At 42.2% G+C, this 12,945-nt stretch carries 10 protein-coding genes; 4 read left to right on the top strand and 6 right to left on the bottom strand.

Features of this window, described 5'->3' with window-relative positions:
* Positions 1-59: 59 nt before the first annotated feature.
* The gene (locus tag AC1D69_RS09765) at positions 60-2,714 is read right to left on the bottom strand and encodes a PAS domain S-box protein (protein ID WP_495455946.1); all 2,655 of its coding nucleotides are present in this window, start codon (positions 2,712-2,714) and stop codon (positions 60-62) included.
* A 295-nt stretch (positions 2,715-3,009) separates the two neighbouring features.
* On the opposite strand from AC1D69_RS09765, the gene AC1D69_RS09760 reads away from it, so the two are divergent.
* On the top strand, positions 3,010-3,354 hold the full coding sequence (locus tag AC1D69_RS09760) for a DUF4190 domain-containing protein (RefSeq protein WP_495455945.1): 345 nt from the start codon (positions 3,010-3,012) through the stop codon (positions 3,352-3,354).
* 157 nt (positions 3,355-3,511) lie between these two features.
* Here AC1D69_RS09760 and AC1D69_RS09755 read toward each other — a convergent pair whose 3' ends face one another.
* Positions 3,512-5,461 (bottom strand): ATP-dependent DNA helicase, encoded by a 1,950-nt coding sequence (locus tag AC1D69_RS09755; RefSeq protein ID WP_495455944.1) that lies wholly within the window; start codon positions 5,459-5,461, stop codon positions 3,512-3,514.
* 241 nt (positions 5,462-5,702) lie between these two features.
* Here AC1D69_RS09755 and AC1D69_RS09750 point away from each other — a divergent pair, with 241 nt between their 5' ends.
* Complete coding sequence (locus AC1D69_RS09750) at positions 5,703-6,317, top strand: DedA family protein (protein ID WP_495455943.1); 615 nt, start codon at positions 5,703-5,705, stop codon at positions 6,315-6,317.
* A gap of 11 nt (positions 6,318-6,328) precedes the next feature.
* On the opposite strand, the gene cobA is transcribed toward AC1D69_RS09750, so the two are convergent.
* Genes cobA through nirB form a run of 4 tightly spaced genes read right to left on the bottom strand, consistent with a single transcriptional unit; the run spans position 6,329 to position 10,744 of the window.
* Positions 6,329-7,093, bottom strand: coding sequence for a uroporphyrinogen-III C-methyltransferase (cobA, locus tag AC1D69_RS09745; RefSeq protein WP_495456070.1), 765 nt, complete (start codon positions 7,091-7,093; stop codon positions 6,329-6,331).
* A gap of 2 nt (positions 7,094-7,095) precedes the next feature.
* Positions 7,096-7,974: a formate/nitrite transporter family protein gene (locus tag AC1D69_RS09740; RefSeq protein WP_495455942.1), complete on the bottom strand. Its 879-nt coding sequence runs from the start codon at positions 7,972-7,974 to the stop codon at positions 7,096-7,098.
* A gap of 14 nt (positions 7,975-7,988) precedes the next feature.
* Entirely contained in the window at positions 7,989-8,300 is a 312-nt protein-coding gene (gene nirD / locus AC1D69_RS09735) for a nitrite reductase small subunit NirD (RefSeq protein WP_495455941.1), read from the bottom strand.
* 11 nt (positions 8,301-8,311) lie between these two features.
* Positions 8,312-10,744: a nitrite reductase large subunit NirB gene (gene nirB / locus AC1D69_RS09730; protein ID WP_495455940.1), complete on the bottom strand. Its 2,433-nt coding sequence runs from the start codon at positions 10,742-10,744 to the stop codon at positions 8,312-8,314.
* Positions 10,745-11,272: 528 nt separating this feature from the next.
* On the opposite strand from nirB, the gene AC1D69_RS09725 reads away from it, so the two are divergent.
* Both AC1D69_RS09725 and AC1D69_RS09720 read left to right on the top strand, forming a co-directional pair.
* The gene (locus AC1D69_RS09725; RefSeq protein ID WP_495455939.1) at positions 11,273-11,878 is read left to right on the top strand and encodes an ANTAR domain-containing response regulator; all 606 of its coding nucleotides are present in this window, start codon (positions 11,273-11,275) and stop codon (positions 11,876-11,878) included.
* A gap of 17 nt (positions 11,879-11,895) precedes the next feature.
* Positions 11,896-12,936 (top strand): anthranilate phosphoribosyltransferase, encoded by a 1,041-nt coding sequence (locus AC1D69_RS09720; RefSeq protein ID WP_495456069.1) that lies wholly within the window; start codon positions 11,896-11,898, stop codon positions 12,934-12,936.
* Positions 12,937-12,945 lie beyond the last annotated feature (9 nt).

Genomic DNA, 12,945 nt, shown 5'->3' with positions numbered 1-12,945 from the left:
AATCCTGGCTTCATAAACGTAGCCAGGATTTCATACATTTCCGCTCTATTGTAGTCAGTCTAGATACAGACCTCCGCTGTTCCTCCAAAGCACTTCGCAATCATTTCTTTTAAGACCATATTCTTAATAGGCTTGCTGATGTAATTATCCATCCCTGCCGCCAGACACTTCTCTCGATCGCCCTTCAATGCATTTGCAGTGACGGCAATAATGATTGGACACAATTCAGGTGATATCGTCTCTCTAATGATGGCTGTTGCCTCGAATCCATCCATTTCGGGCATTTGTACATCCATGAATATCATGTCATAACGTTCATATGCCAACGCCTGAATCACTTCATATCCATTACTAACAATATGCGTTGAATGCCCTTGTTTCTCTAGCATCCTCTTCAATACGAGTTGATTAATCTCATTATCTTCTGCAATCAATACTTTCAAGGAGGGCTCTACCTGTGGATGATCGCTGGACGCTACTTGGGTATCCGTAACTTCAACGATTTCTTGATTCTCTTTAAGAAGTATCGTGAATGTAAATGTAGCACCTACTTCATCTGACTCCTCCAAAGAGATCGTTCCCCCCATCAATTCTACTAACTTTTTACTAATTGCTAGGCCCAGTCCTGTGCCTTCATATTTACGCGTCATGAAATGCTCAACTTGATTAAAAGGCGAAAATAACTGGCTTATTTTATCCTTAGGAATACCAATCCCTGTATCTTTAATAACAAATTTAAGTTCTGTATTAGAGTCTGTGCGCGATACCACATCTACGTTAATTGTCACATTACCTGAGAATGTAAACTTCACTGCATTACCAATAAGGTTCGTTAATACCTGCTTCAGACGATCCGGATCCCCCATGAAAGAATGGGGTACGCTCGGATTCACATAGGAACTCATTTTAAGACCTTTCTCATCAGCTTTAGAAGATAGGATATCTAGTATATCTGCAATACAACTTCTTACGTCCAAAGGTTTCTCTTGCAAAACAATCTTCCCAGACTCAATTTTGGAAATATCTAAAATATCATTAATAATTCCTAGAAGACCATCGCCACTCTTACGTATAATTTCTAAATACTCCCGCTGTTGCGCATCAAGCTTGGTTGTCTCCAACAGTAGCTCTGCCATACCAATTACCCCATTCATGGGTGTGCGAATTTCGTGACTCATCATCGTTAGAAACTCGCTCTTGGCTTTATTCATATTCTCTGCTGTTTCTTTCTCGATCAATAACTTCTTCTGTTCTGTAATATCTTTGAGAAGAATATAGAATCCAACATTCTCTCTATTTATAATAATAGGGACAATGGTTGCCAATACCTCTACACGATGACCACTTTTATGCACGATACTATCAATATTGTTCTCCTTGTTCATATCACACGTGGTATACGCAATCATTCTCGCCACATGGTTACTTCCAATGATCTTAGAAATACTCATACCTGCCAATTCATTGACACCGTATCCTGTTAGATCTTGGGCTCTAGCATTGGAACTAATGATGACTCCTTCTAGATCAAGTGAGATGACAGCATCATAATTATACTTTTTAAGCGAAGTATAACGTTCCAACATCTCTTGAAGCTTCAATTCAACCATTTTTCGATCTGTGATATCTTGAACGGTCCCATTCATACGAGCATATTTGCCGGATTCATCCAATGCAATGACCCCACGAAGATGTAAGTACTGAGCCTCCCCATCCAACGGATGATTCTGAAACTCAAAACACAGATCACTTCCATCGCGTAACACCTTCGCAATACTCTCTTTAAATCGCTCCCGCTCACCCTCATGTACAAGGTCAAGTATGTCTAATGAATGCCGCTTAACTTCCTCTACGTTCCAATGATATACATCAACCAATTGATCTGAGAATACTAGTGAATGATTCTCTATTTCCCATTCCCAACTTCCTATTAAGGCAATGCGTTGGGATTCCGCGATGATGTGCTCACTTCTCTTTCGTTGTGTGATATCTCGGCCAACTACCATAATATTAATGATTCCTTGTTCATTAGGGCTTGATTTAAACGCACCTTCAAACCACAGATATTTGCCATTACGATGACGAACTCTAAATTGCTGAAGGCTCCTGTTGTACATATCCGCACGTCTTAATTCTTCCAAATCCTCAGGAAATATTAATTCTAATCCACTCATTTGTGTAATCTCTTCCTGAGAATACCCTAATATCTCTTGAAGAGATGGTGAACAATACACGTAGTTCCCCTCTGGATCACAGCAATAAATAATGTCCCGAGTATTCCCAGATACGAGTTGAAATAATTTCTGCGTGTTCTCAAGTTCTTGTTCTGCTACTTTCGTCTCAGAAATATCAATAATATGTATCGCATACAATGGAGCTTCATCTGTAGCGTTATCTCTCCAAGCTGAGAGATGGACGGAGGCCCAGAAGATTGATCCATTCTTATGAAGATAACGTCTCTCTAATGAACAAGACGGAGACTGCCCGTTAAATAATTGTTGTAGTTCTTTCTGTTCTACATTCCAATCCTCCGGATATGTAATATCCTTCAAACTTAGCTCCATTAATTCATCTATAGTATATCCGAACAATTGACACCATGAAGGATTGATATTGACCCATCTTCCATCCCTTCTAACCACGGCAATCCCTGTTGGAGCATTTGCAAATATATGCGCATATAAAGAATGTTGTTCCGACTGTTTACTATTCAAAACCGGACCCTCCATTCGCAATAATAAGTTAGTTCATTCATATAATAGTCATAATCGCAACAAAAAGCGATACATTTTATGCAACCTCCATTACCCTTTTTACCTACCTCTTCAACCATGTTCGAATATCTGATTCATCTCAACAGGAGCATCGTTATGATCGTTCAATGAAATAGTTATTAAGTCATAGTCACAGAAAACCTAGGTATATTATCACAAGTAAATGATGGTAATTATAGGTATATACCGCTATACTTATACAAGTCATAAACACTACAAGAGGAGTATTTACTGTATGAATCAATTTTCAAATGATTTAAATAGACCCCACAATAACTACCCACCACCCATGCAACCTGTAAAAACGAATGGCAAATCTATCGCCGCCCTAGTACTAGGCATTATTTCTGTTGGTACTCCTTATATTGGTCTACTGATCGGAATCGTTGCAATCATCTTCGCTAGTCTCTCTCTAAAAGAACTCAAATACAAAAATGAACAAGGACGTGGTCTGGCGATAGCAGGTCTGGTATGCGGAATTGTGGGTACGGTATTATACGCTATCATTATTGTAGTTATCATCATTGCATTAGTCATATTCTCTAATGCTGATCCTTATGGCGGATTTGGTGGATTTTAATATTAGCTACTCCTATACTCCAATTCTTAGCTACCTACATACCTAAAAAAACCCTTAATCCATCATTTCTGATGAATTAAGGTTTTTTACTGTAATCAGACACCCTCTCACATTTGGCGGCATTGACCATCTGAAAACTAGGATGACGACTTTATAATTATAGTGTCTCTTGTAGCGCAACGCCTTCCGGCATCACGGATAGGACATGCTCCCGCACTGAAGCCTTCTGTTGTAGTTCTTCACAAAGAATAGCAATGATTCCATGATCACCACGTGAACGGATGAGACGACCCATCCCTTGTCTTAAGCGTAATAACATATGTGGCAAATCTACCTCTTCAAAAGGAGAAGATGAAGCGTTACGTTTCGCCATAAACACTGGATCTTGAGGTGGAAATGGTAATGACCATATAATTACATTCGATAAAGATGGACCTGGTACATCCAATCCCTCCCATAGACTCACCGCACATAGAACGCTTGCTTCATTCCTCTGAAATGCCGAGATTAAATAACTAATCTCTTGATCACCTTCATAGTAGAAAGGTATGTCTGCACATCTTGGATCCAGTGTAATCTGTTGTTTGAACTGTTGTAACTCCTCATGTGTTCGGAATAGAATAAGTGCTCTTCCAGCTGTACGTTCTAGAAGTTGACCCGCAATCTCCATCTTCTCAGCGAAGCTTCCACCATTCGTTAACTTCGGAGCATAAGCTTGCATTTGATTCGTATAGTCATATGGCGAATTTACCGAGAAGGATAAGTAATGTTCCAACCCTAGACTATCTGCGACATATTGAAACGACCCATCAACAGATAATGTAGCGGAAGAGAACACGATGGGCATATTCGTGTTGAATACCCGTTCCTGCAATACTTCTTTAACCGTCTTCGGCATGATCGACAAGGTCAACCCATCTTCGCTATCTGTCACCCAACAGATCAAAGCATCCGAATTCTCAAAAAGACCCAACGCCTTCTGCATCATCTCAATATGTTCCTCAACAATACGAAGTTGATAATCATCTAGAGTATATAGCTCACTTTCAAATACAAGCTCTTCCTCTATCGCAGTTAAGATACTCCGGAAATGGTGTACCGACTCCAATAATTTGTCATTTAAATGAATCTGCTTCCGATCCGAACCCGGAATACTCTCACTATGCTTACCTAATAATTGAAACATCATCTCTGATTGATCAATGGCTTCATCAATAAGCACAGCAAGTGCCTCACGAACTTCACCCTGTAGCAAACGTAAAATCAATTCTTCGAATACCACATGTTTCATTTTGTATCCAAGTGCTTTCATCGCAGCTGATTCAAGTAAATGTCCTTCATCAAATACGACAGCACAGTGATCAGGTAATAGCGGAAGTTGTCCCTCGCGTTTTCTGCCTTCGAACGTCCATACGTGTTCCATATAGTAATCATGGGAGCAGATCACGAGATCTGACGAATGACGATAATAGTCTCTAGATAACGTCTGTCCACAACGATGTCTTCTGTCGCAAGTAAAACAATCCTGGAATGAATCCCAATTTATTTTGTGCCATTGTTCATCATTTAGATGTGGATAGTTCTTCCGATCACCATAAGCATGGAATGTCTGCATCGGTTTAGGACTATGAACGAACTCAGGAAGGTTCTCGTATAAATCCTCCCATTGTGCACCTTGTTCATCCTTAAATCTAGCTTCGTCTAGCTTCACTAGACATACATACTGATCTGGAGACTTACCCAGACGTGCATCTATAGCAAGGCTAAGGTGTTGAGCCAACTTGGCAATATCCCCCTCCGGCTTCACCAACTGCTCGATCAAGGACTCGTCAGCACAAGCAATGATCGCTGGCTTGCGTGTATATCGAGCATAACAAATAGCATATAACAAATAGACCAATGTCTTGCCTGTCCCAACTCCTGCCTCTGCAAAAATCGCCTTTTTCTCGGCAAAAGCACGTTCCAATTGAAATGCCATATATATCTGTTCGTCGCGAACTTCAAAGCCCGCTTCTGGTAATAGTTCATAGAATACATCTGCTACCCAATCGCCCACTTGCTGAATAAAGGGTTTAGAAGGGTCATGCTCAAAAGGATAACGCTCCACTATATCGAATACCTCCAAGAAGTTTAATGACAAAAAGCCCAATGTTTAAACATGAGCTAACGTTTCATTATGTCATAGGACAACAATAAAAGCAATGTATTCTTGTTTTTGTATGTACTTATTGTAGAGTTTGAATCAACTTTGGAGATATGACTAAAATTTCATATGATTACATACAAATTTCCAGTTCATGTTCATATCAGTTATACTATTTAAAACTAGCGCTGGAGGTTCCTACTACATGGAAAATTGGATTACGAGTTTCATGGAACAATTCGGATATTGGGGTATTTTTCTACTGATTGCTTTGGAAAATGTATTTCCTCCCATTCCATCAGAAGTTATTCTCACCTTCGGTGGGTTTATGACAACCCATACTAATCTAACAGCAACCGGCGTCATTGCAGTGGCAACGCTGGGATCTATCTTTGGTGCAGCTATTTTGTATGGTATTGGTTATCTAATTAATGTGGATCGGCTGGAGGCCATCATCGACCGATGGGGACGATACCTCCGCGTAAAAAAAGAAGACATCCGCAAAGCAGATGCATGGTTCGAACGATATGGATATTGGACCGTTTTCTTTTGCCGGATGATCCCTTTGATACGCAGTCTTATTTCAATCCCTGCAGGTATAGCTAAAATGAAATTCGGACTATTTCTACTTTATACAACGATTGGTACATTAATATGGAATGTTATTCTCGTCTCAGTCGGTGCTGCTCTCGGGGACAATTGGGAAAGCGTTGTTGAATTTATGGATGTGTATTCTAATATTGCTTATGCCATCATCGCTCTTGGAATCGTTGTAGCCTTATTCTTTTGGATACGAAGTAGAAGAAAACTTAAGAGATGAATCCAATCAGACTAACTGATCATTGAGATGGCTTGCCTTTCAATGGCGGTTAGTTGTTCTTGTACGCGCACAACTTCCCCAATAATAATTAATGCTGGATTCATTAATTCAACCCTTCTAGCAAGATCATGTATATCCGCTAACTTCCCAATGAATGTCCGTTCTTTCTTCGTTGTCCCATGTTCTATTAACGCAACAGGTGTTGCAGGGTCCTTCCCGTGTCTCAACAACTCCTCTCGAATAGATGCCAACTCACTAACGCCCATATAAATGACTAAGGTATCTACACTATGAGCAAGAAGATCCCATCTAACAGGTGATTGACCTCCATGGCATCGGCTACCGGTCACACAAGCGAACGAAGCTGCATATCCACGATGAGTCAACGGAATACCTGCTGAAGCCGCCGCCCCAATGGCAGAAGTGATTCCAGGTACGATCTCATAGGGGATTGAATACTGCGCTAATATGAGCGCTTCTTCCCCGCCACGTCCGAAGACAAAAGGATCCCCTCCCTTCAAACGTACCACCCGATGTCCTTCCAAGGCGTAGGTTAGCATCGTCTCATGAATCACATCTTGGGACATAGCATGCTCCCCTGGCTTCTTACCACAATATACGAGAATGGCATCACGCCGAGCGTAAGTTAGAATTTCTTCATTAACAAGTCGATCATACATAATAACATCTGCTGCTTCTATGCACTTCAATGCCTTGATCGTAAGCAATTCAGGGTCCCCAGGGCCTGCACCAACGATACTAACCTTACCCATCATACTCATAGGCTTTCTTCCATAGTCTTTGAATGTAAAGGCCTGTTATCTACACGTGTGTTGTGTTCACTAACAGTCGCAACTGCTAGCTTCACCCTGCTCACTTTTCGATGAGATAAATAAATGAATAGACCTGTAAATATTGCACCACCTACAAAATTTCCAAATAGGACAGGAATCTGGTTCCATATCCACCAATCCGCCATGCTTACATCTGCCCCAAGCATCATTCCCGCAGGAATGACGAACATATTCACCACTGCATGCTCAAACCCTTGCGCAAAGAAGATTAAGATCGGAAGCCACATCGCGATGATTTTGCCAGAAGTGGATTTGGAGGTCATGGCCATAACCACACCTAATGTTACCATCCAATTGCACAGCACCGCCTTGATCGTTACAAGAACCATACCGTCCATTCCCATCGACTTATACCCCAACGTTTTTGCTTCACTCGCTTGTATGATCGTCTGAATCAATGGATTGCTCATATCCGTACCCATCTTTGTAATGGTTAATCCATATAATCCGGCATAGACTGCGCACCCTATCAGATGTCCTACGATCACCCAACCGAAGTTAATTAACATCCGCTTAACGGACGTTTTACGTTCCAGAGCAGCTAATGGAATCAGTGCAAAACTCCCGGTAACCAATTCCAACCCCAATAAAATGATGATCACGAAACCTACCGGAAAAATAAGTGCACCCACAAGACCCAGCGACGTCTGTGCTGTGGCCGTATAAGCAAGTGTAGTAGCGAAGGCAAGAATGGCCCCACCCAGAAACCCTCTAATCAGCATTTGAAATCTACTCAATTCAGCTTTCGCAGCTCCAACCTCAATCATGTTCTCTAGCACTTCAGCAGGCTTCACATAATCCATCTATAACCTCTCCTTTATATGGTGATATAAATAGAGCCACTAGCTGCATCTACTTCTGTTTCATAGGTCGTTATACAACCATCATCTGGTTTATGCACTTCCCCACTCGAGAGGTCTATCTTCCAATCGTGTAAAGGACAGTGGACAGAAGAACCACATACCATACCTTCCGACAAGCGACCGCCCTTATGAGGGCAGCGATTCTCAACGGCTTTCACGGTTCCATCACTTAGACGAAATACCGCAACCTCTGTTTCATCGAACTGGATCGTACGCGATCCCAGAATATCAATATCAGTAATGAGTCCCACTTGTACCTTAGTCATTATCTTTCCTCCTATCCATTTACGGTCTGAACACCAGACAAAGGTTCGAAATTTTTGCGAAGTTCGTCATTATGAATAATCTCTTTCCAAGGCTCTTTCGCATAACTCAACGTTTCTTCAATTCGATCGACTAGTTCTCTCCGAGCATCCGCACTCTCTAATGCCTTCACAACAGAAGCTAGACCCACTCGTTCTATCCAGTTCGCTGTCCGTTCGTTCCAATTCGCATTCTCGCGGTAATATTGAAGGTAAGCAGCGGTCCACTCTATAACTTCATTTTCCGTCTTCACCGTGCACAGAAATTCAGATGCCCTAACCTTAACCCCGGCATTTCCACCGACGTAAATCTCCCATCCTCCATCGATTGCCACAACCCCAAGATCCTTAACCGTTGCTTCTGCACAGTTGCGGGGGCACCCAGAGACAGCGAACTTCACTTTTGCAGGTGTACTAATCCGTTCAAAAGCCTTCTCCATACGAATTCCCATTCCGATCGCATCCTGTGTACCGAATCGACAGAATGTAGATCCAACGCATGTTTTCACCGTACGTAGCGCTTTACCATATCCATGACCAGAAGGCATATCAAGTTCTTCCCAAATCTTCGGAAGGTCTTCTTTCTTCACTCCAAACAAATCTAATCGTTGACCGCCGGTAAATTTCACTAAAGGTACATCATATTTCTCAGCCACAGTAGCAATTTTCTTTAATTCCGTGGGTGATGTTACCCCGCCATATATTCGAGGTATAACCGAATACGTGCCGTCTTTTTGAATATTTGCATGGAATCGTTCGTTCGTAAATCGTGATTCCTTCTCATCTGCATATTCAGCTGGATATAGCATCCCTAAGTAGTAGTTCAACGCAGGTCGACATTTAGAACAACCCTCTGGTTCCCGCCATTCCAGTACATTCATAACTTCCTTCACGTTCATTAAGCGCATCGCCTTCATACTCTCAATGATTTCGTCACGACCAAGGCTTGTGCATCCGCAGATTCCCTCTTTTACCGGCTCGCCTACGGCATCTCCGGCATACAGATGCAACAATGCTTCCACTTGTGGTTTACATCCACCACACGACCCTGTCGCCTTCGTACACATTTTGATCTCACCAACGGTAGTGCATCCTTTTCCAATGACTTCAGCAATCGTTCCTTTGGAGACACCATTACAACCACATATAACTTCTTCATCTGACATGGTGGCAAGCTTACTTGCAGCTGATTCCCCCGCTTTATCGTTGGTGTACCCAAGTAGAAGTTCCTTCTCCCTACCCGTAATCGACTCCCCACTCTTGATTAAGGAGAATAATGATGCGCCATCTGTTGTATCCCCGAAGAGAACAGCTCCAATTAATCGATCGTCTTGAATCACTATTTTCTTATATACGTTATCTATATCATCCTGAAAGCGGAGTGAACGCATACCGGGTTCATCGTTGAAATAACCTGCTGAGAATACATCCACACCCGATACTTTTAGCTTGGTAGATGTCACCGAACCTGCATAACCTGATGTCTCAACGCCAACTAATCTTTTCGCTAATACCGCACCTTGTTCATACAGCGGCGCTACGAGACCGTAGGCAATCCCTCGATGCTCCGCACACTCACCAACGGCATATATCCCTTGTATACTCGTCTCCATGAAATCATTAACAACAATGCCTCGATTCACTTCTAGACCTGCCCGTTTAGCCAGTTCTACATTCGGTTTAATCCCTACGGCCATGACTACAAGATCAGCATCGATCTGACTTCCATCCGTGAAAGATAAGCCTTGTGCACGACGTTTACCATCTATGCTTGCTGTATTTTTCTTAAGCAGAAATTTCATTCCCTGTTCTTCCAGATCTCTCTGTAACATCATCGATGCGGATTGATCAAGCTGACGATCCATTAAGTGTTTATTAATGTGAATAACATGGACATCCATCCCTAGATTAAGTAGCCCTCTGGCTGCTTCTAAACCCAGTAAACCGCCCCCAATAACAGCCGCCTTCTTATAGGTCTTAGATGTCTCCATCATGATCTGACAATCTCTAATATCCCGAAATCCAATAACACCCTCTTTGTTCACCCCCGGAAGTGGAAGCATGAACGGATTGGAACCCGTAGCTATAATTAATATGTCATATGAAACCTCAATCCCAGACTCAGAAATCACCCTTCGCTTCACCGAATCAATACTTTTTGCCGCATCCCCTGTGTAAAGCTTGATATTGTTCTCCGTGTACCAATCCCAGTCATTTATAACAATATCCTTCATATCAGATCCACCGGCTAACACCGACGATAACATGATCCGATTATAGTTAGGATGTGGTTCAGCACCAAACACTGTAATGTCATAAGCCTCTGTTGAGAGCTTTAGAACGTGCTCAATCGTACGTATACCCGCCATTCCATTTCCGATGAGTACCATTTTCTTCGCTTGATTCATAACGGTGTTCTCCTCCCTTGAATAAACATAAAAAGGCCTGCTACGCTCAGGGAAAATAAAACATTATTCCCTACATAAGAGCGAAGACAGGCCTCGTTGCCGCTTCTATACGAATACGTCAGTGTATCCGTGAAAGATATTAGATTGTTATTTGTTGAAACTAACTATATAAGACGTTTTGCCCTGTGTCAATATACTTAACATAAATAAATTTTTAAATTTGTAAAATCGGGGTATTCAATCTTTATAATTAACAATATGTTACATTACATAACACACAAGCCGACTTAATCATTTACTACCCTCTGATTAAAATTTAAATTATTATTGCTTTTTTTCTTGAAAATTGTGAAAATAACTAATAAACATTTTTTTCTTACGGAATTAACGTTTAATTTCCCTATTTCATCCCTGAACTTCTCGCTTTTAGTTCCTAAAAGCTTATTATTCTATCCACGATTCCCATGTTAGGTTTAGTTCCTATAATTGCCTTTAAAATCGCTATGTTTATGGAGGTGTTATCTGTCGATGCGCTTCTTATTGGTTGTTCGTGATCCTTTTAATACCGCTAGTGTTGATCAGAATGGGATCTCTTCGTCTCCAGAAATACAACCAGAAGCTCTATTAGAATCCAATGGTTATCAAGTATTGGCTTCATCTAGCGTGGAAGATATTCAACCCATCATTAGAGAAGTGGATGCTGCCGTACTCCATTTACCTATAGGGGAAATTAAGAGTTGGGAGGACACGCTGCAACAATGGAAATCTCTCCCCCTTCTATGGTGGTGTGGCTCGGCTGTAGCGACGTCCTCCATCAATTCATGTGAAGCAGACGTAAGTATTGATGGCATCCTAACACCAAGCATGAATGGTCAGGAACTGCACTGGGCTCTCCATATCGGTGCGAAACATTTCTATGACCGTCAGCACTGGCAGGACGAACGTCTACAACTATTATCCCGACTTGAAGAGCGTAAGTGGATTGATATGGCTAAACAAATTCTCAGTGACATCAACCGTATTTCAGAAGCAGAGGCTTACGATATACTCCGTAAGAGAGCTATGAATGAACGTAAACGCATGGTTGATATTGCCACCTCGATCGTAAAAGCACATCAATCATTAAAGGCATAGTAACGAAGGAGGACTTCATAATGATGATAGACATATTGAAAGAAGTCGCCCGCGGCAAACGGGGATCCCGTGACTTGACCTATGAAGAAGCATGGGTCGCAGCCGAGGAAATACTAGGATGCAAGGCGTCCCCAGCACAAATGGGTGCATTCTTCGCTGCTGAACGGATTAAGATGGAAAGTATGGAGGAGTTGGAAGCTTTTATAGCTGTATGCCGTACCTATGCCTATCGCTCCCCTATTCAGGCTGGTCTTGATATTGCGGGGCCTTATGACGGAAGGAGGAAATCCTTCATCGCTACCTTCGCTACTTCATTCGTATTAACAGCGGCGGGGCTTCCCGTCACCATGCATAGCACTTCCTCACTCCCTCCCAAATGGGGTGTCACTCTCATTGATCTTCTACATGAGATGGGTATCGGTGATGAACTACTCACGAAGGTTCAGACGATCCAAGTTGCCCGCCATACAGGGTTATTATGCGTTTCTTCCGAGCAATGGTGTCCACCCCTCAAAAACCTACGTTCTATCCGTGAAGAATTAGGCATGAGAACGATCCTGAATACAGTAGAGAAACTGTTAGACTATAGCTATTCTCCTTACCTCGTATATGGCGTATTTCATAATACATTCTTCGAACGTATGGCCAAAGTGATTCACAAATTAGACTATAACCGGGCGCTCATCGTACAAGGCACCGAAGGTTCCGAGGATGTATATATCGATCGACCTACTCGCACCTACATCGTGGAGAACGGTGAATTCCGAATGCAAGTCGTAGATCCCGAAGCTTATGGTCTAGACACCCCCGTTCCTGATGTAGCTTGGAACGCAGTTGAACAGTTACGTGTAACGGAGGAAGTACTTCGTGGAGAAGCCCATATGGCATTCTATAATCAGGTGTTACTGAACGGAGCCGTCCGGCTTCACCTCGCCAAACGTGTGGATTCTATTGAAGAAGGCGTATATACTTGCAAATCACTACTAGACAATGGAACCGCTTGGGCTAACTATCTGAAATGGCGAGACACCGCGCTTAATATCAACGTAGCCATTTAACACTTACTT

This window comes from Paenibacillus sp. Y301, from assembly GCF_059445505.1.
The sequence above is the reverse complement of the archived record's forward strand: the minus strand, read 5'-3'. Positions and strand labels throughout refer to the sequence as shown.